Consider the following 23,872-nt stretch of genomic DNA (forward strand, 5'->3'; position numbering starts at 1 on the left):
TCGCGGCTACTCTTCGGGTGTCTTGCCGAATATAAGCCTGTCGGGCGTGGGGTATTCGAGCAGTTTGGTAAAATCCACTTTCCAGAAGTCGAGGTCGAGTAGCTGGCCGTCGGTGTCCTGGGTTAATGTAATCACCACCGGGGTGTCGTCGATATCCACATATTCGGCCTGGATGAGGTCGCCGGCGTAACCATTCACATTCCCGCCGAGACTGATACTGCCCATTTTACCGCCTTCATATTCATCCACCATTTCGCTTACCGGGAAGTCGATCGGGTCGAGGTTCAGTTTTTCGAGGAGGAAATGAATAATGTCGAGTTCTTCGCCGCGGATCGGTCTGATATTGCCCATTGTATTGTTTTGTAATAAAAATGAATGCTTCACCCTGCCGTTTTGCCACGCCATTGTTCGGCTTTTTTGGCTACGAACCAAAAGGATAACGCCAGCAATGCAAAGAAAATCCCCGCATTGGTACGATCCCAGAAATATTCGAAATAGCGGGTATAAATGTTCAGCAGGAAGAAAACGAGGCAAAGGTCGCGCAAGGTTTCCTGCTTGAATTGAAATGCATAATAAAGCATTCCCGCGAGCACCAGGGTAAAACTCAACGCCCAAAACCAGAAATGACTTTGTTTTAATGCTTTCCAGCCCTCATAATCGGCATAGTTGCCGAAAATCGAAAGCGTCCAGCCTGCCACCAGGAACAGCAGCAGCCCTACGGTGTAAGTAGTCGTCTTCAAAAATGCCAGCGAACGCACCTGCCCGATTACCCACGACGACGTCCAGATTACCAGCCCGAACACCGTCATCCGAAGTGGATAGTTCATACCCAGGAACCGGAAACTTCCGCCCGACCAGTAGTGCGTCTGCGCGCCCCACCAGCCCGCCAATGCAATAATGGCACTCACCCAAAGCAAGGTAGACCGGAGAAAAATCGCGATCCCTGCATAAGCAATCGCCGCAAACAGCAATGGTAATGCATAATTTCCCGGCCCGTCGAGCAATCCGCGCGTCCAGTAAGTGATCGCAATCGCGACGGTGAGGATAATGGCGATGTTATAAACCTCGTTACTCGCTTTTGCGCTTCCGGAATTACCCATCCGACGCCTGGCGAGATACACAAAAAGCCCGGCCACAAGTGTGAAAAGTATACCGACGATGTTCTCTGAAAAGCCCCAGCGCTTCCGCAGCAGCTCGATCCATTTCTCGTCCAACACCAGCGCGCCGAATGCCAGCAGCCCGCATGAAACCGCCGAAATCAGCGCGTAGATGGCGATCGCATCCACATTCGCATTGCGCACGCTGTAACTGCCCCGCAGCTCCGTTGCCAGCTCTTTGGAAATACGCGCCTCATCTTCCCAGGACTGTATCGCCCGGTTCACGACTTCCGCCTCTTTTTTGTCGAGTTCCATTCAAATTTTTTGGTGTTGATGAAATTAAAACCGTGCCTGGAAATGGCCACCTACAAATAGCTGTTTTTGAAACTGATGCATGCTTCGATATCTTCTTTTTCTAATGAAGGATATTGTTGAAGTAACTCTTCGGTCGTTGTTCCAGCAGAAAGAAAATCCAGAACGGTTTTGACAGTAATGCGCATCCCACGAATGATGGGTTGTCCATTGCAGATTTCAGGATCGGCAGCAATGCGTTGTGTGAGGTACCTAGTCATTATTTATGGGAGGCTCCTCCGGAGCCGCGAATGTGTGTCTTGTTATCGTTTGCTACAAACAGGGTGATCCTCCGGATCAGGTATATTGGAATCGTCTGTGGAGTTTTCAGCAATAGATGGTCATCGCCGGCCGCAGAGCGGCATCCTGTTTATAGGAAATCAAACGATCTTGTTAGCGCGGCTCCGGAGGAGCCTCCTAACGTTGCTGAATTTTCAATTTGCTTTTTATCAAATACCGCCTCAAATGCTATACCGAAACACTCCGCGTCAAATATACTCATTTCGGAACATCGTAAACAATTCGTTAATAATTACCGGTTACATAAAAACAAACCCCGGAACGATTAAATCCCGGGGCTTTAAATGCAATTTGAATTTGCCTATTTCTTCAAACCGGAAAGGAACTCCACTACGTCGCGGATCTCTCTTTTCGACATGATATTCCCCATCGGCGGCATGCTCGATGGTACGTTTTCGCGTTTTGCAATGCGCGAAGTCGCGATCTTCAATGGTTCAGCTTCCGAAGTTTTCAGTATCAGTTCGTGCTCGTTTTCCTGTGCCAGGATTCCCGCTGCGGATGTGCCGTCTTTCAACGTCAGCATCACCATACCGAAACCGGGCGAGAGGCGCGCACTCGGCTCGACGAGCGCTTGGAGGATTTGCTCGCGCGTGAGGACGTTACCGATGTTGGAAAGGTTAGGGCCTACTTCTCCGCCCTGACCGCCGATCGAGTGGCAACGCACGCATTCCGCCGCTGAACTGGTCATGAAATAGCGACGGCCCGCTTGCGCATTCCCGCCAAACAATGCATCCTGATAGTCGGCTGCGGTGTTGCCTTGCTTGCGCAGCGGTGCCATTTTGGCTATTAATGCGCTCGATTTGGTGGAGTCGATCGCTTCGCCCAGGTCGAGTTGCAGGTTTTGCGGCAGTTTGTTATCCGCCATCTTGCCGATCAGGCCGGTGAAAATGGTTTCTGTTTTCGCAACCGGCAGGCTACCGAGCACTTTCAGGATTTGCTGCTGCTCACGCACGCTGCCTTTCTCGAAAATCGTATTCGAAATGTCGGTCAATGCTTCTTTCGACATATTTACGCTTCCCACCATACCCAATGCAGCCGTGCGTACATCGGCGTCGGAATCGCTCATGCCTTTTTTCATGACGGTTTCCATATCCGAATATTTCAGATCGTTCAATGCGACCAGCATGGCAGCACGCACTTTCGCATCGCTGCTTTCGTTCAGGATTTTTGCTAATGTGGCATTGTTGTCGCCGACATTCAGGTTCGTCAGCATTTGTGCGGCAGCGATGAGTATCGCTGGCTCGTTTTCCTGCAAAAGATCGGCTACCATCGGCTTGATCTTCGCTTTCACGCCAGCCGGATCACGTTCCATCGGGCCACGGTAACGGCCGTCTACACGGTCGGTGACCGATGGGCTGGCCCAGGTTCCAAGCGTTGCCAAAGCTTCGGCGCGCATGGCTTTGTCTACGTCCTTACGCTTCGCAAATGCAATGAGGTCGTTGAGCTGAGCGTCACCTCCAACGCGCAATGCGGCATTGATAGCTCGGCGCAGCAATGGCTCCGAAGTGAATCCTTTCTCGTTCAGCACAGCTGCCAATGCGGGCAATGCAGCCGGAATGGAAAGATCGTCGTTGATACCGCGAGCGGCTTCCGTAACAATGTATTCGTCTTTGTCTTTCAGGAATGCGCTGATCTGCTCATTTTTCATCCGACGCAATACAAGCACACCGGCAATGCGTAGTGATTTTTCGGGGCTGGTCGCCAATGCGGCGATCGGCGCAACTTCACCTATGCGTGAAAGTGCCAGCACGCCCGCGTGACGGATGTACACGTCCTGGTCGTTGTTCGCTTTCACCATTTCAATCAATGGCTGTACGGCATTCTTGTCCTTCACCCGACCGAGTGCCTGCGCCGCGAAGAATTGTACGCGCGGGTTTTTGCTTTTCAGCATTGGGATCAGCATTGGCGCGGCCTCGGCGATTTTAGCGTCGCCCAGCACTTTCGCAGCCTGTACAGCAATTTCCTCGTCCGAATCTTTCAACAAAGTCATCAGCACATTGGCATACGACTTATCCTGGCGGGCCAGTTGACCCATTCCCCAAATCCCGTGGATGCGGCCGAACTGGTTGCCTTTCTGCTCAATGGCCTTGCCCAGTACCGCAGCACCTTTCGCGCCTCTCGAAGCGAGTTCAAATTGTGCTTTCTGGCGAATGCGCATGTCTTCATAGGAAAGCAATGGCAGCAATGCATCGTCGGATTGCTTGGTATAATCCAGCTGCATTAAGCGCTTGGTTTCGGTACGGATCGCTTTCAGGTCATTTTTCTCGTCGGTAACATCGAGTTTCCATACGCGGCCATAGTTTTTTGTATCCCAACCATTGATCCAGTCCGCAACGTATAATGCGCCGTCCGGGCCGAAACGGATACCGGTCGGCAGGATACCTGTCAAAATGTTTTTCTCGCCATCCAGCACGAATGAAGCGCCTTTGGGTTTCAAACCAAACGACCAGATCGGCGAACGCGCAGGGTTACCTACGAATTCAACGAGGAAGAACTTGTTTTTCCAATCCTTACCCAATGCCGTTCCCGGGTTGTATTGCATACCGGTAGGGCCGTTGTGGAAGTTTTGAATTGGCGGGATAATGTAGGCAGCCTGACCGTCCCACCGCGGTTTGAACAACTTTTCGTCCATCCAAACCTTGTAGCTGTTGTTTTTAGGGTCGGTATATTTCCCGTATTGCCAGTTGGAGCGCCATCCTGCATCGGAACCTTCCACAACGTGTACCAGACGCTCGCTTTCGCCAGGGTGGTCGCCATCGTTGTCGGAGCTGATGAGGTTACCATATTCGTCGAACACAAACTCGTGCGTGTTACGCAAGCCGTGCGCGTAGATTTCGAAATCGCTGCCGTCGGGGTTCGAGCGGGCGATGATACCGGAGTTCGGGTGCTCGTGTTTTACACCTTCGGCCGTGGTAATGTTGGCACCGATATCCCCGATATTCCAGTAAATTTTACCATCCGGCCCCTCGATCGGGTTCGACATGCCGTGCCCGCTGAAACCGATATGCACGCCGTAACCATGGCTGATCGACGTTTTTTCGTCCAGCACACCGTCGCCATTGGTATCTCTCAAACGCCACACGTCGGGTGCGATGGTCACGAAAATATCCTTAGCACGCACGAGCAAGCCGCCCGCCACGTCGGAAACTTCGTCGAAGAAATCGTCGAGAATGCGCATGGATACGTCGGCGATACCGTCGTTATCCGTGTCTTCGATGCGCCAAACTTCGTCTTTTTCCACAGCGAGGTCTTTCCAGTCGTGCGAACCGTCGCCGTTGAGGTCTTTCAGCCAGTTGTTTTCCTCGCTTTTTTCGGGGGCAAATGTCTTGTGCAGAAATTTGCGGCGGTCTTCGACAGTCTGCAATGCAATGGATTCGGTGATCCAGTTGCGGTGCCCGCGAATATCGAATTCGGAGTTTTTCTGGCGGTTGGTCCGGTTGAGGTACACCCTTCCGGCATCGTCCATCGCAATTGCCACGGGATCGGGCGCGAGCGAATCGGAGGCCCAGAGATCGAGTTTCAACCCGTCGGCCAGCTTGACAACCGTTTTTTCGCGGATTTCTTTGGCATGTGCCTTGCCCGTCGCGGCGTCTTCTTTCACCACCACTTTGGTGCTGTTGGTCTTCACGACCGGCCCCGACGACATAGGCGCCATTTTCATACACGACACTACCGCAATCGTGGTAGCCGCCATGAGGGTCAAAGGAGTTTTGAGATTTTTGGAGATCATTGAGTATTTGGTATTAACATAGATTCTTGATTAGCAAGTAATACTAAACCGGTTGTAAACGGCGCTTCTGCATAGGAATAAAATGCTGAATGCTCGCCCGGTTGATCTTCTGCTCGGCATGCCAAAGTTCATAATCACTTTGCAGTTTCAGCCAGAATTCAGGACTTGAACCGAAGGCCTCAGATAATCTGACGGCCATTTCCGAGCTGACACCCTGATGCCCGTTTAAAATATTGGAAAGCGTTTTAGGAGAAATTCCTAATCCCGCCGCAACCTGCCGAATCGTCAGGTCGTTGCCAGTTTCTTCTTTTATACCCTCCATAATATCCCGGATCATCGAGCCGGGGTGTGGAGGCATCATTCCTCGTTTCATAATCAGTGATAATCTAAATAGTCGACGTCGAATACGTGCCCATTGTCAAATCTGAAAGTAATTCGATAGTTCCCGTTTACCTTGACAGACCAGTGATTTTTCAAGTCACCTTTCAGCGGATGAAGATTCCATCCAACTATATCAAGCTCTTCCAATGTGTGAGCCTCGTCCAGCCGGTATAAAATTCTTCTTATTTTCTCAACGTGGTGTGGTTGCAGTCGGGTAGGGTTGTTAGTTTCGAAAAACAACCGCAAGCCTTTATGCCTGAAACTATTGATCATAGCCGTTCCAAAAATAGTACTTCCCGGGCGAAGTACCTAGGTTGTTGAAAATCCTGTTGGAACGTGAGTGGTAAGTCTGTTATCGGTAAGAATCCCCAAACCGATAGCCGCTTGCCCAAATTAGCAAATCAAATCTATCCGTCAAAACAACTCCAACTGCCCGTCCCAACCCTTCGGCTTCTTCGCCTTACCTTTCACAGTGCGGCCTTCGTATTTCCAGGAAGTGTCACGCTCGTGCTGGACGATTTCGTTGAAGCGGTTATTCGGTTGAAAGTCCTTTTCTAGCTGCGCGGAAACTTTCGAGAGGTTTTTCAATGCGTCGGATTTGTCGTTATCACCCATTTTGGCGAGCTGAATGGCCCGGTCGAGCGTGAGGATGGACTCGTCGTATACGGTAATGGGCACGGGAAACGGGTGGCCATCCTTGCCGCCGTGGGCGAACGAAAAGCGCGCCGGATCGCTGAAACGCGACGGCGTACCATGAATAATCTCGCTCACGAGCGTGAGCGACTGGATCGTGCGCGGGCCTACGCCTTCGAGCATAAGCAGCGACTCCATGTTATCGACCGGGTTATCGTGTGCTAATGCGAGTACCGCGCCGAGTCGTTTGAGATTCACATCTTCCGCACGCACATCGTGGTGATCGGGCATGATCAGTTTCGAAACTTCCCGTATAACTTTATCGGGATTTTCTTTGGTAAGATCTAAAATGCCGGTGCGTGTCGGGGCGGCGGCTTTGGCGGTCAGGTTAAGGATATCGCCCTGATTTTGCCCGTAAATGAATGTATGGGGCTCTTCAATGAACGACTGGATACTTGGAGAATGCCAGTGGTAACGACGCGCCAGACGGTCGTTGGTGTTCATACCCTGCTGGATCACGGCCCAGTTGCCTTCTTTGGAAAGGACAAAAGAATGCAAATACAGCTGGAAGCCGTCCTGAATAGCTGTATTATCGACCTTCGCGGAGAGCTTGCTGTGCTGTACGAGCAGGTTGCCGTCAAGCCCCGTTTTATCGGCGATCGCCAGCAGTTCGGAAGGTGTTTGTCTTGAATACTTACCCCGGCCGCCGCAAATGTAAATGCCCAGGTCCGACGATCTGCGATTCACGGATTGCTTCAAAGCACCCATTACCGACGTTGTAATGCCCGATGAATGCCAGTCCATGCCCAGCACACATCCCAGCGACTGAAACCAGAACGGATCGCTCATTTTTTGAAGCAATGCATCTCGCCCGTACTCCATCACAATCGCCTCCACGATGGCGCCGCCGAGCGCGCTCATGCGTTGCGCGAGCCATACGGGCACTTTCCCGTAATGCAGGGGTAAATCGGCGTGGCCACTTTTCATATGCATTCAATTTACGAAAATTCGCGGTGGCGGGAGGTCACCACACATGTATTAATGCGCGATAGCGTTTCCCAATGGTACAATTTTTTGTTAAAATGCAGCCTTAAAACGTATTTTCATCTTAAAACTGATCCATCTGCCTCCATGCTTTTACAGGTTATCATTACCCTTGTACTCGTTCTGCTCAATGGTTTTTTCGTCGCTGCCGAGTTTGCAATTGTCAAAATCCGCGCCTCGCAGCTCGAACAAAAGGCCCAGGAAGGGAACCGCATGGCTATTCTTTCCAAACAGATCGTCTCGAATTTGGACGGGTATCTCGCTGCTACCCAGTTCGGGATCACGCTCGCGAGCCTTGGTTTGGGTTGGATAGGGGAGCCGGTCGTTTCGAAGATGATCATCGGCGCTATGGACCTGTTGGGCCTTTCCATCGACCCGGAACTGGCACACCATATCGCATTGCCCACCGCATTTGCCATTATTACCGTTTTACATATTGTTTTCGGCGAGCTCGCCCCGAAATCGATCGCTATCCAGCGGCCGGAGTCGACGACCTTGGCTTTGTCCTATCCGCTGCACGGCTTTTTCCTCGTATTCAGGCCGGTAGTGTGGTTGCTGAACGGTATCGCCAATGTGATCTTGAAAGGTGTCGGCATTACGCCGTCGCACGGCAGCGAGGTGCACAGTAGTGACGAGCTGCGCTATCTGGTTCAACAACAGAAAGATAGCGGGATGATAGAAGCCGCGGATTATGATCTGATCAAGAACGCATTCGATTTCTCGGAAAGGGTAGCGAGGCAAATTATGATCCCGCGGCCGCAGGTAGTAGGGATTGATATTAACGACTTTTCAGAGGCCAAACTTGAAAAAGTAATAGAAGAAGGTTATTCGAGAATGCCGGTTTATGAGGATACCCTCGATCAGGTGGTCGGTGTTCTGCATTTGAAGGACTTGTTGCTTAAAATGCGGCAGGGCAAGGAGATCGTTTTGCGCGAGATGATCAGACCCATTGCCACCGTCCACGGCTCGAAAGCGATTGGTGCATTGCTGCGCGAGTTTCAGCTGAGCCGCCAGCAAATGGCGGTGATTGTGGATGAATATGGTGGCGTGGATGGTATCGTAACCATGGAGGACATTCTGGAAGAGCTGGTAGGAGAGATTCAGGACGAATACGACAATGAGGCACCGATCGTCAAAAACGAAGCGGACAACACTTACACCGTGCAGGGGGCCGCGTCCATCGCGGATTTAAATGATCGGTTGCCGCATGACATTACCAAGCGCCCGGATTACGAAACGCTCGCCGGTTACCTGATCTGGAAATGCGGCCGCATTCCGGCGGTAGGCGAAAAGCTCAAAACGAAGCATTATGAGTTTACCGTGCTCAAAAAGCAGCGCAGCATGGTTTCGCAGGTGAAGATTGCGGTGTTGGAGGGGTAGTGTGACCGCCGACCATTGACCGCCGACCGCCGATGTTGCTATTCTGTGATCCGAGTCGGCGGTCGGCCGTCAGCGGTCGGTAGTTAATTAAGCCTCATTATAAAGCTTCAAAACTGTTTGCCGTAATTTTTTTCCCGTATCACTTAATACAAATGCCACACCCTCGGCCATGTCGGGGGCGGAAATCCATTTGCTGAAATCTGAATTTGGCATCGCGGCGCGGTTGTCGGGCGTGTCGATAATGCTTGGGACGATGACGGTAGCGGTGATGTTCTTCGCTTTTCCTTCTGCATTGATGAGGTCTGCCATTTGGAAGATCAGCGTCTTCGCAAGCGTGTAAGCGAAACTTCCGGTACCTGCCTCAGGTACGAGCGCGGGCCGTGCGCCTATGAAGATAAACTGGCCGCCACCATTGGCTTCGAAATGCTTCATCAGAGGCTTCACCACGTGAAATGCCGTTTTGAAATTCATCGTCAGCATTTGCTCGATGTCGGCATCGGTCGTGTCGGTCAGTTTGGCCATCGCGAACCCGCCTGCGAGTAGTATCCCCGCTTCGATTTTGCCTGCATTGGTGATCGCTTCGGCTACGAAAAGTTCGGTTTGCGCCGCGTCAGAGAGGTCGGCGAGGTAGTTGGAGACGCTCGCATTGTCGGCGTAGGCGTTCGTTTTGCCTTCGCGGACATTGATATGCAAGCCATAACCAAGCGCTGTCAGTTTTTTCACAACATCTTTACCGAGGTTTCCCGTGGCTCCGGTTACGATCACTTGTTTGGGCATGGTTATGGCTTTTTAAATGCTTATTTGTTTAGAATATCAACCAGGAATTTCCGGAATGGTTCAGCAAATTCCTTCCTTTTCAATGCGAACTCGACGGTTGTTTTGAGGTAATCCAACTTATCGCCGATATCGTGGCGCTTTCCTTCGATATGGTGTGCAAAGATATTTTCACGTTTCAAAAGGAGCAACAGCGAGTCGGTGAGCTGGATTTCGTTGTTTTTGCCTTTGGGTGTTTGCTCGATGGTATTGAAGATTTCGGGTGTCAGCACGTAACGACCGGCAATGGCGAGGTTGGAAGGGGCCTTGTCGATCGCAGGTTTTTCGATTAATGTGCTCAGCTCCATAATGGAGTCGCTCAGCGAGTTTCCGCCGACGATACCGTAGCGGTTCACCTTATTGGCAGGTACTTCCTCCACCGCGATCACCGAGCCGCCGTATTGTTCGTAAGTATCCATCAATTGCTGCGTAACCGGGATCACCGAATCCATGATGGTATCCCCCAAAAGCACTGCAAATGGCTCGTTACCAACATGGTGTCGTGCGTAATAGATCGCGTCGCCAAGGCCGTTGGCTTCTTTCTGGCGCACGAAATGCACGTTGGCCATATCGGCGAGGCGGCGCATTTCATTGAACCATAGCAAGTCTTCCTTTTCTTCCAGGCGACTTTCGAGCTCCACGTTCCGGTCGAAATGGTCCTCGATGGCGCGCTTGCCTTTTCCGGAAATGATCAGAATGTCTTCAATCCCCGAATCCACGGCTTCCTGCACCACATACTGAATGGTAGGAATGTCGATAATCGGGAGCATTTCCTTCGGCATCGATTTGGTTGCCGGCAGGAAGCGGGTTCCGAGTCCGGCAGCGGGTATAACGGCTTTGCGAATCATAGTTTTGGTTGTGTGCTGCCGGTATTTGTGGACAGCTCTTTGATTTTGGATGAGTATAATGATGTAGTTGAGTATTCGTTTTGACGGCCGACGGCCGACCACTGACCGCCGACCGTAAGTTAGCTAGTCGATGATTTTACTTAAAACAATAAATGACTATCCCTGACAGCACTTGACAACTTTTGACACATTAAACGACGAACGGACGTATCACCCTTGCATTGAATTTTTTCAACTGGACAAACAGCTGGTTCAGCATATCGTCGTCCTTGTAAATGCCGATAATGGTGCCGCCTGAGCCGGCGAATTTGGCCGAAGCGCCGCAGGCACGAGCTGCGTTGATCAGTTTTTTGTTCGATTCAGGGACGTTATAGATTTTGCATCGCAAGTCGAAATTCTCGTTCATGAGCGAATGCAGGTCATCGGGGCGTCCTTCAAGTAACGCGGTACGGCCGTCTTCGGCCTTCTGCGCGATCTGTCCGAGGACATCGATCACATCCTGCTCGCCGCGGTCGTAGCGCGTGCGTACGTCGTTGTGTACCTTGCCCGAGACTTTGCTGAGGTTGGTGTTGTAGGCTACGTAAAGCTTTGGCAGTAGTTCGGGGTTAATGCGTTCGTAGCGGCCATATCCCTGCGTCTGGATCATGGTTTTATCAAAATCCATATATACACAGCCTTCGTAGCACTGGATCACGCGGTCCTGCAAGCCGGCGGTAATGCCCAGCTCTTCGGTTTCGGTTACCATTACCAGTTGCGGCAATATTTCGAGGGGTATCTCAACCTTGTAAAACTGCATTAACGCCCGGAACAGCGCGACGATAATGGCGCTGGACCCCGACATGCCTACTTGCCGCGGGATAGAAGAGCGGTACCGTACGGTAAAGTTCTTGTTGGGTAGCCTGATATTGTTTTCCTCGCAATAGTCGCCGAATTTCTTGATACCGGCTTTAATAAGCGGAATGCCGCCATTGTAGCCCAGCATGTTCACCGAATCACGCAGGTGGAAAATGCTGCGGAATGTGTTCAAATCCTGCGGCTGGGGCTCGATATGCAGCTCGGGCGACTCGTAAAGCGAAATGGAAGCCCCGAAATTTCTTACAGATATGGAAATCGTTTTACCGAAAAACCCATCGGAAGGATTGCCTAAAAGCCCCGCACGGGCATAGGCGCGTGTTTCAATGATCAATGTAAAGCGTGTTTAGCCGGAAGTAATAACTATCTGGACGATAAAATACCATTTTGCCCTTATAAGGCGGCATTTTAGAATTTTACCCAATGCGGCTTGAAATCTATGAATGAACGGGCTGGAAACAAAAAAAGCGCGGATAAAAATATCCACGCTTTCTTTAGAGGAACGGTTTATTAATATTATTGTCTTACGACCTGAACGTTTGCGATCAGTTTCACCTCGTCACCTACAACCACGCCGCCCGCTTCGGTTACAGCGCTCCATTCCAGGCCGAACTCTTTACGGCTGATTTTACCGTTGATCTCGAAACCTGATTTGTTGTTGCCGTAGAAGTCGGTCATGTTACCGCCGAATTCTGCTGCGAAATCAACAGTTTTGGTCACGCCTTTCACGGTCAATGAGCCTGTAAGATTATAGTTTTCACCGCCTTTTTTAGCAAGTGTTCCCGTGAACGACAGTTTAGGGTGGTTGTCAGCGTCAAAGAAATCAGCTGATTTCAAGTGCTGGTCACGTTGTTCCTGTTTGGTATCTATACTTTCTACATCGGCAGAAAAGTGGACGGTAGCACCGTCGAAGTCTTCGCTAGTTGTTTCAACACCGCCTTCAAAGCTGGTGAATGCGCCAGTTACTGTTGAGATCACAAGGTGTTTCACTTTGAACTGGATTTCTGAATGCGTTGGGTCAATTACCCATTTAGTAGTAGCCATTGTCTTTGTTGTTTTCTGTGTATTAACATTTAATGTATATACATCTAATTGTAAATATTAGTTTCAAATGCATAAAAAAAATCCCGAAAAAATTTTTCCGGGATTGAAGAAAGTGCTTTTACAGCTTCTATTGAGGCATTTCAAAAATTTTGGGATCAATTTTTGGGTTGACTTCCAATGCGGTTATTTTGAGCCCCATCTTGGTCCCGGGCATGGCGGAGGTAGTCACTTCGGAAGTGAACGGATAATAAATGCCATCCACCGCACGGAAATCCGACTGCACATTTTCAGACATGATCTCCTGCCCGTTCATCGACGTCTGGGCAACGATTTTCAGGATGTAGAAAGTGTCTTTCGAAATGTAGTTGATTCTACGAACGCCGCTGGGCAAAGTCATGGTTACCTTGTAAACTTTCGCACCCGCGAGCTCTTCTTCACCGTCGAGCGTCACTTTATAGCCTTTTTCTTTATAGTTGTAGAGCCCGGTAAGATCGGTTTCGTTCGCCAGGGATTTCACCGCGTCTTCGGGCAATGCGGTAGCTTTCGTATTGCCGGCCATCGGGTTGATCGTCCAGCCTGCATTGCCATTCACCGCCTGCACGACCGTCATCCCCTGCACCGTACTCTCGCTCCGGAAGCCTTTGTTTTGCACGATAGTCGTCGTAATGGGAACTTTCATGTTCATAATATCCATTTCGGCTGAAATCTTCATGCTTTGCAGCTTGCCCAGCTTCTCGCCGCCCATCGCTTTGATGTGTTTGGCAATAACATCGTCAACAGTCTGGGCGCTTACCGCATTGGTAATGCCTACGATGATCAGGAATGCGAGTAGTTTGAAAAGGTTTTTGGAATGTTGCATATGGTGTGGTTGGTTGGTGGAATTGAGAAGTCAAGTATTGTCAGTAAGTAATGCAGGCATCTATATCAGCATCTTCAAGTGAGGGAAATTGAAATAGGATCATTTTCCGGTCGTCGCCACCTGCCAGATGCTCTAATATGGTTTGAACAGTTATCCTTTTATTCCTGATGGTCGGCTTGCCGTTGCACAAATCAGGATTTACCGTAATTCTTTCTATTAAGTCAGCCATTGTAGTACCATTTAAATGACGATAGTGCACTGGTAAATAAACAAAAAAACGGCCGGATTGTTGCAATCCGGCCGTTTGGAATGGGGTATTGAGGTAACCTAGTTTTTCAATGCTTCGGCACCACCTACGATTTCAAGGATCTCTTTCGTGATCGCTGCCTGGCGCGTACGGTTGTAAACGAGGCGCAACTCTTTCAGAAGTTCCTGGGCGTTTTCCGTTGCTTTGTCCATCGCTGTCATACGCGCTCCCTGCTCCGATGCATTGGATTCGAGAACGGCGCGGTACAACTGGATTTTCAGCGACTTAGGAATCAGTTCCGCGAGGATTTCGTCTTCGTCGGGTTCGAAAATATAGCTAACCTCGGTCTTTTTCGACTTGGTCGATTTATTTTCAGCTACGATCGGCAGGTACGGATCAGCGTGGATGATTTGGGTAGCAACGTTTTTGAACTCGTTGTACACGATATCCACTGCGTCGTAACGGCCTTCCGAGAAATCTTTCATGATCTCTTCGGCTGCGCTCTTCACGTTTACAAAGTTCAAACGTCCGAAAAGGTCGGTGTAAGCGGTGTTTACAGTGAAGCCGCGGCGTACGAGCGTTTCCGCGCCTTTTTTGCCGATGGCAAAAATCTCTACATTCCCCTTAGCTGCCTGAGCCGCGTATTTCGACTCGATCAGCTGGAGTGTAGCTTTAATAACATTGGTGTTGAATGCTCCGCACAATCCACGGTCGGAAGTTACGACAATGACAAGCACCTTTTCTACCGCGCGAACGGCTTTCAACGGGCTGTCGGCAGCGCTTTCCGATCCTGACGAAACTGTCAGAAGCATTTCACCAAGCTTCTGTGCATACGGGCGCATTTGCAGAATGTTGTCCTGCGCGCGACGCAACTTGGCTGCCGCCACCATTTTCATGGCTTTGGTGATCTGCTGTGTGGAATTAACCGAAACGATACGGTTACGTACTTCTTTTAAGCTGGCCATTTTCTGGGTGTTTTAAGCGATCCGGTGATCCTATTATATATGTACTAGGAAAATGCCGGAACGGGTGACGCTCCGGCATTTTTACCGGTGTTAACGATATTTTACAGCAACTTCTTTAGCTACTTTCTCGATAACGTCTGTTACGCTGTTGTCCAGTTTTCCGGCACGCAAAGCAGCGAGTGCTTCTTTATTCTGGCTGGCCAATACGGTGGTGAAATCCTTTTCGAATTCTTTCACACGTGCTACGTCTACGTTATCCAGCAAACCTTTGGTGGATGCGTAAACAGTTGCTACCTGCAATTCAACAGGAACCGGCGCGTATTGTGCTTGTTTCAAAACTTCCTGGTTGCGGCGTCCCCGGTCGATCGCCAGCTTGGTAGCGGCATCGAGGTCGGAACCGAATTTCGCAAATGCTTCCAGTTCGCGGAACTGCGCCTGATCCAGTTTCAGGGTACCCGAAACTTTCTTCATCGATTTGATCTGCGCGTTACCACCCACACGTGACACCGAGATACCTACGTTGATCGCAGGACGGATACCCGAGTTGAACAGGTTGGATTCGAGGAAGATCTGACCGTCGGTGATCGAGATTACGTTCGTAGGAATGTAAGCCGAAACGTCACCAGCCTGTGTTTCGATGATCGGAAGGGCTGTCAATGAACCACCACCTTTAACTTTGCCTTTCAATGAAGGCGGAAGGTCGTTCATGTTCGCAGCGATGCTGTCATCGGAGATAATTTTCGCAGCACGTTCCAAAAGGCGGCTGTGGAGGTAGAATACGTCACCTGGGTAAGCTTCGCGGCCCGGAGGACGACGGAGCAGCAGGGACACCTCGCGGTAAGATACCGCTTGTTTCGAAAGGTCATCGTAGATTACGAGTGCAGGACGGCCGGTATCACGGAAATACTCACCAATCGCCGCGCCTGTAAACGGTGCGTAGAATTGCATTGGAGAAGGATCCGAAGCGCCGGCTGCCACGATTACCGTGTAGTCCATCGCGCCGTATCTGCGGAGCGTAGCTTCGATCGACTTGATAGTCGAAGCTTTCTGGCCGCAGGCCACGTAGATACAGAAAACGGGCTCGCCTTTTTCGTAAAATTCCCTCTGGTTAATGATTGTATCGATCGCCACCGCAGTCTTACCTGTCTGGCGGTCACCGATGATCAGCTCGCGCTGTCCGCGTCCGATGGGGATCATCGCGTCGATCGCTTTGATACCCGTTTGAAGCGGCTCGGTTACCGGCTGGCGGTAGATTACCCCCGGCGCTTTACGCTCGATAGGCATCTCGAAAAGCTCGCCGGTAATAGGTCCGTTTCCGTCGATCGGCTCAGCCAGCGTGTTTACCACACGGCCGACGATTCCGTCACCTACTTTCACGGAAGCGATTTCTTTGGTACGTTTTACAGTAGCACCTTCTTTGATGTCACTGAAATCCCCCAGCAATACGGCACCCACATTGTCCTCTTCGAGGTTCAAAGCGAGGGCTTTAAGGCCATTCTCGAAAACAAGCAGCTCACCTGCCTGTACCTGGGAAAGACCATAAATGCGGGCAACACCGTCACCAACTTGAAGGACTGTTCCTACTTCTTCGAGTTCTGCTTCTGATCTAGCGCCTGCAAGTTGTTCGCGCAGGATGGCCGAAACTTCATCCGGTCTAACAGATACCATAGTATAATTGACTTATTTAGAGTATAGTAGTAAGTTTTCTGAAAACTGCCGCAAAGGTAGAGTTTTATTTTGGTAAAAACAGAATGATTTAACTAAAACCTGTGATATAAAATTAGATTTTTCCAAGGACAGGAGCGGAAGGGCTTCGCGGGACGCAAATTAACCGTTTATCAGCTTCTAATAACATTTTTAAAACTTTTTTAGGTACTGATTGTGTTTTTGTTGTAATTGAATTCGTTAATGACACTTATATATTAAATTTTAATCTTTTCGACCGTCTTTCAGTATAATGTACAAATTAGAAAAAACCATTTTAGCAGCCCTGGCTTTTGGAGTATTGACAATCGCGGAAGGCAACGCACAGACTATCAAAAAAACAACCAAACCAGCCGCAACTGTAAAGAAATCAGCGGCAACACCTGCAAAAACATCCGCAGCTCCTGCAACGTTGAAAACCAAGGCCGACTCTTTGTCCGCGGCAATAGGTGTGAGCTTCGCCAATTCAATTGCATCGCAAGGAATCACGGACTTGAATGCCGACCTGCTTACACAGACCGTAAAAGCTGCTTTAAAGGGTGAAAAAACCGCATTTACGTCGGATGAAGCCAATATGTTCATCCAGGGTTACTTCACCAAAATGATGGAAGAGAAAGGTGCAGTGGTGCGGAAGGAAGGCGAGAAGTTTTTGGAAGAAAACAAGAAGAAGGAAGGCGTGGTAACTACCGAAAGCGGCCTTCAATACCAGATTATCAAAACAGGCGACGGCCCCAAGCCGACGGCAACGGATAAAGTAAAGACACACTACCACGGTACATTGCCCAATGGAACGGTTTTTGACAGCTCGGTCGACAGAGGCGAGCCGGTTGAATTCCCGGTCAATGGCGTGATCAAAGGATGGACCGAAGCGCTTCAGTTAATGCCTGTCGGATCGAAATGGAAGCTTTTTGTTCCATATCAGCTGGCTTACGGTGAGCGTGCGGCAGGCCCTCAGATACCGGCTTATTCAGCCCTCGTATTTGAGGTTGAATTATTGGAAATCGTAAAATAGCAAACGTGCAAATGAAAAAGTATCTTATCACTCTTATTCCGGTTGTGTTGCTGGGTTGGCAGCGGGGCCCTGTTCAGGAACGAGTGGGGGTAACGGCTCCTACGGCCTCCTCCATGGATGAAGATATCAAGCCGATTCCGGCACAATACAAAGCGGAGGAGCTGACAACGAGGATCTTATCCAGTTATCATTATAGAAAAACAAAGCTGAACGATTCTCTTTCAGTGGCGATTTTTGATAAATACATCGATGCGATCGACCACGGTAAGCTCTATTACCTGGCCTCCGACCTTGCGGATTTCGAGCAGTATAAGAACTCTTTCGACGACTATTTGCAAAAAAGAGAACTCGACGTTCCTTTCCAGATGTACAATGTGTTCAGAAAACGCTATCAGGAAAGAAGCACATACATTCAAACCCTGCTGAAAGAGCCTAAGCCGTTCGACTTCAACCAGGACGAATCCATGAACACCGACCGCGAAAAGGCGGCGTGGGCTAAAAACAGCGACGAACTCAACGATACCTGGCGGAAATACCTGAAAAGCGAGGCATTAGACCTCAAACTGTCGGGTAAAGCGGACACAGCGGTGATAAGCACCCTGCGGGACCGGTACAAAAGCCGCGACCGGGCATTGGGCCGCATTCGCACCGAGCAGGTGTTCCAGATGTTCATGAATGCGTATTCCGAATCGCTGGACCCGCATACGAGCTACATGGCGCCTACTTCGGCCGACCGTTTCAAGCAGGAAATGAGCCAGTCGCTGGAAGGTATCGGTGCATTGCTTCGCGAGGAAGATAACTATATCAAAATCGTAGAGGTAATCCCCGGTGGTCCTGCATTCAAGGGAAAACAACTTAAAAAAGAGGATAAAATCGTATCGGTAGCGCAAGGCGACGAAGGCAAGTTTGTCGATATCGTTGGCTGGTTTGTCGACGATGCGGTGAAGCTGATCAAAGGCCCGAAATCGACTGTCGTTCGCTTGCAGATCATCTCGGCAGATGCATTGCCGGGAGCGGCTCCGAAAGAATACCGTCTCGTGCGCGAAAAGATCAAACTCGAAGAGCAGCGCGCGAAAAGCGAGATCGTTTCCATTAACAATGGTAACAAGGACTATAAAATCGGTGTGATCGACATCCCGTTGTTCTACCGCGATTTCGAAGGCGCGCAGCACCGCGAGAAAGAGTTTTCAAGCACTACCCGCGACGTTCAAAAACTGATCACCGAATTGCAGACATCGAATGTAGACGGCATCGTGATCGACCTTCGTAATAATGGCGGTGGTTCTTTGACCGAAGCTGTTTCTCTGACAGGCTTGTTCATCAACCGCGGGCCGGTGGTTCAGGTAAAAGAAAGCCAGGGAGAAATCGAAGTACAGTCTGACAACGACCCTAGCATTGCCTATGACGGCCCGTTGGCTGTAATGGTAAACCGTTTCAGCGCATCGGCTTCCGAAATCTTCGCAGCTGCGATCCAGGATTATAAACGCGGCCTGATCGTTGGCGAGCAGACCTACGGAAAAGGTACCGTTCAAACCCTGATCGATTTGAACCAATGGGTTCCGAAAGAGCCGGATCAGCTCGGACAAGTGAAACTGACGGTCGCGAAGTTCTACCGCATCAATGGCAGCAGCACCCAGTTGAAAGGTGTAATGCCTGATTTGGAATTGCCTACTGCATTTAAAGTAAACGAATACGGAGAAGGCTCTCAGCCAAGCGCATTGCCCTGGGACCAAATCCCTTCTTCGCGTTACGAGGTGGCGAGCAATATCAATCCGAAGATCATTGAGCAGCTGCGTGACAAATACAAGCACCGCCTCAAAACCGACGAGGAGCTAAAAACGCTCGTGAAAACGCTGGACGATTTCAAAGAGGCACGTGAAAACAAAATCGTATCCTTGCAGGAATCGAAACGCAAAGCAGAGCGCGAAGAAGCCGAGAAAAAACGTGCCGCGATGAAGCAATTGGGCGAGGATAACGTAGACGGTGACGACGAAGAAGAAACCGACCCGAAAGCCGCCGAAGCTCCGAAGGATGTGAAGAAGAAAAAGGATATTTATCTCACAGAAACCGGCAGAATGCTCGCGGATCTGATCGTGATCTCCAAAGAGCCGAGCCTGGCGGGGACTAAGAAGAAACAATAGTATTTGCAGTAACGAATGTGAAAAAGAGCACGGATGGTGACGTCCGTGCTCTTTTTGTGTTAATGGATTTTGTCAAGTTTGTTATTGACCGCATTGATTTCGTTGAGGACGACGGGCAGCAGTCTTTTAGATTCACCTTTGTTGTACATTATCCTGACGAGCGAATCCAATTTTTGCAAATTATCGGACGAATAGACAGTCGGATCTCGAAGAGTCACATCCAGGTATCGCCATTCCTGCTTTACATCCCCGAAGGTATTTTGCGCAACGTCAACCTGGCCCGTAATGCATTCTTTCCTAAGCTTATACAGTAATTTGTTGATTGCTATAATCCGGGCTTTGTATGGACTAGGCGGCATGGTTGCTTTCCGAAGCAACATCCAAATAGTGGCAAGGGCGAGTACTACAATGCAGGCTATGCCAGCCGATACGCTTTTGAATGCCATGAGTGTGTGGGAATAAGGGTTGGATAGCAGTCTCTTTTAATGTCGCGTTCATTTATTCGATGGCGAACACGAATGATTAATCGGTGATAGGCATTTACACGGTTTGGTTTTTGCGCAAGTCTCTTGTAATGATGTAGTTGTCGTAAAATGTTTTCATTTCAAATTGGTCGCGGAAGCCTAAGTGCCTGGCGATTTTACCCGCGACCTCTTTTGAAATACGGGTCTTGCCATTTTCCAGCTTACTGACGGACTGCTGGCGAATTTGTAACAGCTGCGCGATCTCCGATTGTTTTACACCTTTCATCATGCGTACAGCCCTGATCATCTTGTAGAAATCTCTCATAAAACTACCAAGTGTGTGGAGGAAGGAATGCTGCAAAGTAGATGATTTATAGATGACGGTCAAGTTGTAAAATACAACCGACTTAGGTGTAAAGTACAACCGGTTCTTTTTTTGGGTATGGTTTGAAATCATTCTATTTGCAGCGCAACAAAATGCACATGCTATGAAGAATTCGCTTTTCCTCCGCTTCTGGGCAGCCGGCATGATACTAACCGTGGTAACTACCTGTTTAGGATGTCAGGAGGAATATGACAGATCTGAGGAGACACCACTGGGGCCACTCATTGAAAAAATCGAAACGGCCTACGTTGCGGGGTGTGAAAAGGATGAAAACGGCTATTCGTTGGAAAATGAAACAGTGGCGTCGGATGAAATACAGGAAGCTGTTCGTGCAAGATTGTTAACGTATCAGAAGTCATTTGAATCCCGATACTGGGTGCCACGAAACCTTTCAGAAGGCTATCCGGTAGGGGTGATTCCTGCAATCGATGCGTGTCCTGCCGGATCGGAAAAGGTAAAAATTTTCATGGACAATCAGGATAGCGGTAATACGACGAGCTCCGGCTGGACCGGTTCCTGGTCCATTGACGGCAATGGTAATACCGGGCACACCTTCTGTGTCGTATACGGCGGGGCGTTTAGATTTATGACATTTAACACGCCGACAGAATATCTGATGTTGAGGTTAGGGAATAACAAAACGGCATATATGGAACCGCGTGTTTGGAATGTCTACATTGACAATGAGGATAACAACAACAAGAATGCGCTCTTGGAAGGAGATTTTAGTCCGAATGTTATCAATAAAAATGGAACGAATTTCCAGTTCTGGGCGATAGCTGGCAAGAACACGCCGGGGCCTAACCAGGATTCTCAATTTCCCGATATGGGATTTAGTTATGGAGTTTTAGGGACATTTACCTCGCCTGTTGTGGGCGGGGCTGCCGGTATGGGGACTTTAAAAACAGACGATGAAAACAACAACAATGTAAATCAGCTGTATTCTGTCGATTGGTTTACCAATGCGGTGACCGGTGATTCGCATGTGCAGGGTTATGGGGTTGACAGAACAAATGATCCTGGCAATACAACATTCAACATCAGGAGAGCCAGATGAGGGTGCAATGGCTTATCAGCGGATTCGTCGCGCTGACAGGACCGTGCATTATTTGGGCTAGTTGTGGTCGTTCTGTGGATCGTCGTGTCGCAGGAGAGGCGGCGGGGCAGGTCATATACGTGGATGAAGTAGATGATTTGATTCAGAATTCACTGTACGAATATCTGTTCGCTATTTTCGACGCGAGAAGTATTGCGACTAATGAGTTGATCAACAGCAGGCTTTTGGAAATCGAAGCACGGACGCGGGGCTTAACCATCGACTCGTTACTTTCGATTGAAACGGCGAGGATCGGGAAAGTGGAAACTAAGTCAAAATATATTCGTGACAATGCATTGCACGGCGGGGTAATTGAGGAGAAAAGCCCTTTTAAGGTACATCAACCTGATAGTGAAATCGGGAAGAAAATTTTGGACAATAGCTACCGTAAATTTTTGAAGGTAAGATTTATAGAGACGCTCCGGGCAAAATATAAAACGAAGGTACTATTAGCACGCCCGCAACCGCCGGCGATCGGATTGGATGATGTGCGGATTTATGCGAGGGGAAATGAAAATTCAAAGACCTGCATTACGATAGTATCTGATTTTGATTGTTCTGCTTGCAGACGTGCATATCCGGAGTTTAGAAAGGTTTTCGAAAGGTATAGAGATCAGGTTCGGTTTGAAGCTGTTAACCTTTCTCAGAATGTTACATGGGCAATTTTACTCGCGGAATGTGCGGGCGAGCAGGGTAACTTCTGGAATGCATATGAGGCGCTTTACTCTGAAAATTACCATCGAACTGATAGAGACTCATTGATCAGAATCTTAGGGCTGAACAGGAACGAATGTATAGCATGTCTTGAATCAAGCCGCATGAACAGCAAGATTACCACAAGTATGGCTCAGCTACATTCGTGCGGCATAGAGGTTACGCCAACGGTACTGATTGATCGAAGAACTTATTATGGACCGCTTGAAAGTGGGGCAATTGGGCGATTTTTGGATGATTTGTTGCTACAAAAGCAAAACGACTAATTACAACAGGAGAAAGCACCTTCCTCCTGTTGTAGTAAAATCAATTATTCCCAGCCACCCCCAAGCGCTCTATACAACTCCACCAATGCCAGAAACTGCTCTTTCTGCACATTGGTCAGGTTCAGCTCCTCCTGCAAAACACTGCGCTGGGCGGTGATCACCTCGAGGTAGGAGGCGTATCCGGTTAAAAAGAGGTCTTGGGAAGTAGCGACGGCTTGTTGGAGCACTTCTACCTCTTGTTTTTTCAAATCACCGATCTGGCGGGTATTTTCAAGCTTTTTGAGGCTGGTACTCACTTCGCGGAAGCCGTTCAGGACCGATTTGTTGTATCCGTAAAGTGCTTCGAGACTTGCGGCTTCGGCGCGTTTCTGATTTGCTTTTAATGCTTTCCGGTTCACGAGCGGGGCAGTAAGGCCGCCTAGCGCGCTGTACGCGAGCGAGCCGGTTGAGAATAGGAGGTTGCTTTTGAATGCATTGAAACCAAGGAACGCGGTAATGTTTAAGGACGGCAGGAAAGCCAGTTGCGCAGCCTGTTGCTCGGAATAGTTGGCAAGCAAGTCGAGCTGGGCTTGCTGGACGTCGGGTCTTCGGCGCAGCATTTGAACAGGGACGCCGGCGCTGATGGATTGCGGCATTGCCTGTCCCATAGTGGTACCTCTTGGTATGGGCTGCGGGAAGCGGCCGGCGAGCAGGTTTACATTGTTTTCTATTTCAATGATCTTTTGCTGTGCTTCAAATTCGAGGCTGCGGGTGTTGAGCAGCTGGGCGGTAAGCTGGCGGACGCCGAGTTCGTTCGCGCGGCCGGCTTCTTTCTGGATTTTGATAGTTTCCACGGCGGATTCCTGCAATGCGATGTTTTTGCGGATAATGTCCAGCTCGGTATCCAGCGCCATCAGTTCGTAATAGGAACGCGCGATTTCGGCGATGAGGCCGGTAATGATCGCCTGGCGACCTTTTTCACTCGCTAAAAAGCGTGTATAGGCGGCTTTTTTCTGGCTTTTGAGCTTGCCCCAAATGTCGATCTCCCAGGAGCTGCGCAGGCCGAGGAAGTAATCAGGCATGAAAGGGTCGGGGAGGCGCCTGTCGTTGTCGAGGTTCTGGGAGAAATTGGTGTCGTAGTTACCGACGCCGTCCATGGTGTAATCGCCAAACTTGCGGCCGCCGCCGGATATGTCACCTGTTACCACAGGCAGCATGGCGCCATGCGCGATCATGATATTGCTGCGTGCCATTTCAATGCGCTGAATGGCCATTTTGAGGTCGAGATTGTTCTGCAATGCGGTGTCGATCAATGCTACCAGGTGCTGGTCGTTGAAGAAATTTTTCCATTGCAGCGAGCCGATACCCGTAGAATCGGCCTGGCCCGCAAATGTTGCCGGGGTTTTGATTTGTGCGCGTTGCTCCACGGGCTGCGTCAGCTTACACCCTGTTACAGAGATCAGGATTGCGGCGAACAGCAAGCCGGAAGCGTACTTTTTATTTCTTTTCATTAATATAAAATCTGATTTGAAAGGCCGCGCATGCCCCGCGGCCAAAACTGGATTCG

Annotated in this window: 23 protein-coding genes; 5 read left to right on the forward strand and 18 right to left on the reverse strand. The window is 49.7% G+C overall.

The window, feature by feature from the left end:
- Positions 1–6 precede the first annotated feature (6 nt).
- The 7 genes from BLQ88_RS23895 to BLQ88_RS23925 form a co-directional block, all read right to left on the reverse strand.
- Positions 7–351 carry a DUF6984 family protein gene (locus BLQ88_RS23895; protein WP_090155197.1) on the reverse strand — a complete coding sequence of 115 codons (345 nt, stop codon included), beginning with the start codon at positions 349–351 and terminating at the stop codon, positions 7–9.
- A gap of 29 nt (positions 352–380) precedes the next feature.
- The gene (locus tag BLQ88_RS23900; protein ID WP_090155199.1) at positions 381–1,412 is read right to left on the reverse strand and encodes a hypothetical protein; all 1,032 of its coding nucleotides are present in this window, start codon (positions 1,410–1,412) and stop codon (positions 381–383) included.
- A 50-nt stretch (positions 1,413–1,462) separates the two neighbouring features.
- A complete protein-coding gene (locus BLQ88_RS23905) occupies positions 1,463–1,669 on the reverse strand; it encodes a DUF433 domain-containing protein (RefSeq protein WP_090155201.1) in 207 nt (68 codons plus the stop codon).
- Positions 1,670–2,049: 380 nt separating this feature from the next.
- On the reverse strand, positions 2,050–5,478 hold the full coding sequence (locus BLQ88_RS23910; RefSeq protein WP_090155203.1) for a DUF7133 domain-containing protein: 3,429 nt from the start codon (positions 5,476–5,478) through the stop codon (positions 2,050–2,052).
- Between the two features lie 43 nt (positions 5,479–5,521).
- Positions 5,522–5,851, reverse strand: coding sequence for a HigA family addiction module antitoxin (locus BLQ88_RS23915; RefSeq protein WP_176885079.1), 330 nt, complete (start codon positions 5,849–5,851; stop codon positions 5,522–5,524).
- 2 nt (positions 5,852–5,853) lie between these two features.
- Positions 5,854–6,132, reverse strand: coding sequence for a type II toxin-antitoxin system RelE/ParE family toxin (locus tag BLQ88_RS23920; RefSeq protein WP_090155207.1), 279 nt, complete (start codon positions 6,130–6,132; stop codon positions 5,854–5,856).
- Positions 6,133–6,273: 141 nt separating this feature from the next.
- Positions 6,274–7,479 carry a DUF763 domain-containing protein gene (locus BLQ88_RS23925; protein WP_090155209.1) on the reverse strand — a complete coding sequence of 402 codons (1,206 nt, stop codon included), beginning with the start codon at positions 7,477–7,479 and terminating at the stop codon, positions 6,274–6,276.
- 144 nt (positions 7,480–7,623) lie between these two features.
- Between BLQ88_RS23925 and BLQ88_RS23930 the strand changes: the two genes are divergently transcribed.
- On the forward strand, positions 7,624–8,916 hold the full coding sequence (locus tag BLQ88_RS23930; protein WP_090155211.1) for a hemolysin family protein: 1,293 nt from the start codon (positions 7,624–7,626) through the stop codon (positions 8,914–8,916).
- An 87-nt stretch (positions 8,917–9,003) separates the two neighbouring features.
- Here the strand turns inward: BLQ88_RS23930 and BLQ88_RS23935 are convergent, their stop codons facing one another.
- The 8 genes from BLQ88_RS23935 to atpA all read right to left on the reverse strand — a co-directional run bounded on the left by BLQ88_RS23935 (position 9,004) and on the right by atpA (position 16,212).
- Positions 9,004–9,693 (reverse strand): SDR family NAD(P)-dependent oxidoreductase, encoded by a 690-nt coding sequence (locus BLQ88_RS23935; protein ID WP_090155213.1) that lies wholly within the window; start codon positions 9,691–9,693, stop codon positions 9,004–9,006.
- Between the two features lie 20 nt (positions 9,694–9,713).
- Positions 9,714–10,577 carry a UTP--glucose-1-phosphate uridylyltransferase GalU gene (gene galU / locus BLQ88_RS23940; RefSeq protein ID WP_090155215.1) on the reverse strand — a complete coding sequence of 288 codons (864 nt, stop codon included), beginning with the start codon at positions 10,575–10,577 and terminating at the stop codon, positions 9,714–9,716.
- 190 nt (positions 10,578–10,767) lie between these two features.
- Positions 10,768–11,763, reverse strand: coding sequence for a mevalonate kinase family protein (locus BLQ88_RS23945; protein WP_090155217.1), 996 nt, complete (start codon positions 11,761–11,763; stop codon positions 10,768–10,770).
- Between the two features lie 182 nt (positions 11,764–11,945).
- Positions 11,946–12,473 carry a YceI family protein gene (locus BLQ88_RS23950; RefSeq protein WP_090155219.1) on the reverse strand — a complete coding sequence of 176 codons (528 nt, stop codon included), beginning with the start codon at positions 12,471–12,473 and terminating at the stop codon, positions 11,946–11,948.
- 127 nt (positions 12,474–12,600) lie between these two features.
- Positions 12,601–13,332 (reverse strand): outer membrane lipoprotein-sorting protein, encoded by a 732-nt coding sequence (locus BLQ88_RS23955; RefSeq protein WP_090155221.1) that lies wholly within the window; start codon positions 13,330–13,332, stop codon positions 12,601–12,603.
- Positions 13,333–13,372: 40 nt separating this feature from the next.
- Complete coding sequence (locus BLQ88_RS23960) at positions 13,373–13,561, reverse strand: DUF433 domain-containing protein (protein WP_090155222.1); 189 nt, start codon at positions 13,559–13,561, stop codon at positions 13,373–13,375.
- Positions 13,562–13,659: 98 nt separating this feature from the next.
- The gene (atpG, locus tag BLQ88_RS23965; protein WP_090155224.1) at positions 13,660–14,544 is read right to left on the reverse strand and encodes an ATP synthase F1 subunit gamma; all 885 of its coding nucleotides are present in this window, start codon (positions 14,542–14,544) and stop codon (positions 13,660–13,662) included.
- 90 nt (positions 14,545–14,634) lie between these two features.
- The gene (gene atpA, locus BLQ88_RS23970; protein ID WP_090155226.1) at positions 14,635–16,212 is read right to left on the reverse strand and encodes a F0F1 ATP synthase subunit alpha; all 1,578 of its coding nucleotides are present in this window, start codon (positions 16,210–16,212) and stop codon (positions 14,635–14,637) included.
- Between the two features lie 289 nt (positions 16,213–16,501).
- On the opposite strand from atpA, the gene bamJ reads away from it, so the two are divergent.
- Positions 16,502–17,260, forward strand: a complete 759-nt coding sequence (bamJ, locus tag BLQ88_RS23975) for a BamJ family beta-barrel-assembly machinery protein (protein ID WP_090155228.1) — start codon at positions 16,502–16,504, stop codon at positions 17,258–17,260.
- Positions 17,261–17,271: 11 nt separating this feature from the next.
- Complete coding sequence (locus BLQ88_RS23980; RefSeq protein ID WP_090155230.1) at positions 17,272–19,401, forward strand: carboxy terminal-processing peptidase; 2,130 nt, start codon at positions 17,272–17,274, stop codon at positions 19,399–19,401.
- Between the two features lie 59 nt (positions 19,402–19,460).
- Here the strand turns inward: BLQ88_RS23980 and BLQ88_RS23985 are convergent, their stop codons facing one another.
- Positions 19,461–19,847, reverse strand: a complete 387-nt coding sequence (locus BLQ88_RS23985) for a hypothetical protein (protein ID WP_090155233.1) — start codon at positions 19,845–19,847, stop codon at positions 19,461–19,463.
- Between the two features lie 94 nt (positions 19,848–19,941).
- Positions 19,942–20,190 (reverse strand): helix-turn-helix domain-containing protein, encoded by a 249-nt coding sequence (locus tag BLQ88_RS36815; protein ID WP_176885080.1) that lies wholly within the window; start codon positions 20,188–20,190, stop codon positions 19,942–19,944.
- 163 nt (positions 20,191–20,353) lie between these two features.
- Between BLQ88_RS36815 and BLQ88_RS23995 the strand changes: the two genes are divergently transcribed.
- Positions 20,354–21,307, forward strand: a complete 954-nt coding sequence (locus tag BLQ88_RS23995) for a hypothetical protein (protein ID WP_143016916.1) — start codon at positions 20,354–20,356, stop codon at positions 21,305–21,307.
- Between the two features lie 74 nt (positions 21,308–21,381).
- A complete protein-coding gene (locus BLQ88_RS24000) occupies positions 21,382–22,326 on the forward strand; it encodes a DsbA family protein (RefSeq protein WP_176885081.1) in 945 nt (314 codons plus the stop codon).
- Between the two features lie 44 nt (positions 22,327–22,370).
- Here BLQ88_RS24000 and BLQ88_RS24005 read toward each other — a convergent pair whose 3' ends face one another.
- Positions 22,371–23,816 (reverse strand): efflux transporter outer membrane subunit, encoded by a 1,446-nt coding sequence (locus BLQ88_RS24005; RefSeq protein ID WP_090155240.1) that lies wholly within the window; start codon positions 23,814–23,816, stop codon positions 22,371–22,373.
- Positions 23,817–23,872 lie beyond the last annotated feature (56 nt).

Source organism: Dyadobacter soli (assembly GCF_900101885.1).
GTDB classification, from domain to species: domain Bacteria; phylum Bacteroidota; class Bacteroidia; order Cytophagales; family Spirosomataceae; genus Dyadobacter; species Dyadobacter soli.

Excerpts from the sequence above, each read along its gene's own strand:
- BLQ88_RS23895 (WP_090155197.1), bottom strand. The coding sequence starts at position 351 with ATGGGCAATATCAGACCGATCCGCGGCGAAGAACTCGACATTATTCAT.
- BLQ88_RS23900 (WP_090155199.1), bottom strand. The coding sequence starts at position 1,412 with ATGGAACTCGACAAAAAAGAGGCGGAAGTCGTGAACCGGGCGATACAG.
- BLQ88_RS23905 (WP_090155201.1), bottom strand. The coding sequence starts at position 1,669 with ATGACTAGGTACCTCACACAACGCATTGCTGCCGATCCTGAAATCTGC.
- BLQ88_RS23910 (WP_090155203.1), bottom strand. The coding sequence starts at position 5,478 with ATGATCTCCAAAAATCTCAAAACTCCTTTGACCCTCATGGCGGCTACC.
- BLQ88_RS23915 (WP_176885079.1), bottom strand. The coding sequence starts at position 5,851 with ATGAAACGAGGAATGATGCCTCCACACCCCGGCTCGATGATCCGGGAT.
- BLQ88_RS23920 (WP_090155207.1), bottom strand. The coding sequence starts at position 6,132 with ATGATCAATAGTTTCAGGCATAAAGGCTTGCGGTTGTTTTTCGAAACT.
- BLQ88_RS23925 (WP_090155209.1), bottom strand. The coding sequence starts at position 7,479 with ATGAAAAGTGGCCACGCCGATTTACCCCTGCATTACGGGAAAGTGCCC.
- BLQ88_RS23930 (WP_090155211.1), top strand. The coding sequence starts at position 7,624 with ATGCTTTTACAGGTTATCATTACCCTTGTACTCGTTCTGCTCAATGGT.
- BLQ88_RS23935 (WP_090155213.1), bottom strand. The coding sequence starts at position 9,693 with ATGCCCAAACAAGTGATCGTAACCGGAGCCACGGGAAACCTCGGTAAA.
- galU (WP_090155215.1), bottom strand. The coding sequence starts at position 10,577 with ATGATTCGCAAAGCCGTTATACCCGCTGCCGGACTCGGAACCCGCTTC.
- BLQ88_RS23950 (WP_090155219.1), bottom strand. The coding sequence starts at position 12,473 with ATGGCTACTACTAAATGGGTAATTGACCCAACGCATTCAGAAATCCAG.
- BLQ88_RS23955 (WP_090155221.1), bottom strand. The coding sequence starts at position 13,332 with ATGCAACATTCCAAAAACCTTTTCAAACTACTCGCATTCCTGATCATC.
- BLQ88_RS23960 (WP_090155222.1), bottom strand. The coding sequence starts at position 13,561 with ATGGCTGACTTAATAGAAAGAATTACGGTAAATCCTGATTTGTGCAAC.
- atpG (WP_090155224.1), bottom strand. The coding sequence starts at position 14,544 with ATGGCCAGCTTAAAAGAAGTACGTAACCGTATCGTTTCGGTTAATTCC.
- atpA (WP_090155226.1), bottom strand. The coding sequence starts at position 16,212 with ATGGTATCTGTTAGACCGGATGAAGTTTCGGCCATCCTGCGCGAACAA.
- bamJ (WP_090155228.1), top strand. The coding sequence starts at position 16,502 with ATGTACAAATTAGAAAAAACCATTTTAGCAGCCCTGGCTTTTGGAGTA.
- BLQ88_RS23980 (WP_090155230.1), top strand. The coding sequence starts at position 17,272 with ATGAAAAAGTATCTTATCACTCTTATTCCGGTTGTGTTGCTGGGTTGG.
- BLQ88_RS23985 (WP_090155233.1), bottom strand. The coding sequence starts at position 19,847 with ATGGCATTCAAAAGCGTATCGGCTGGCATAGCCTGCATTGTAGTACTC.
- BLQ88_RS36815 (WP_176885080.1), bottom strand. The coding sequence starts at position 20,190 with ATGAGAGATTTCTACAAGATGATCAGGGCTGTACGCATGATGAAAGGT.
- BLQ88_RS23995 (WP_143016916.1), top strand. The coding sequence starts at position 20,354 with ATGAAGAATTCGCTTTTCCTCCGCTTCTGGGCAGCCGGCATGATACTA.
- BLQ88_RS24005 (WP_090155240.1), bottom strand. The coding sequence starts at position 23,816 with ATGAAAAGAAATAAAAAGTACGCTTCCGGCTTGCTGTTCGCCGCAATC.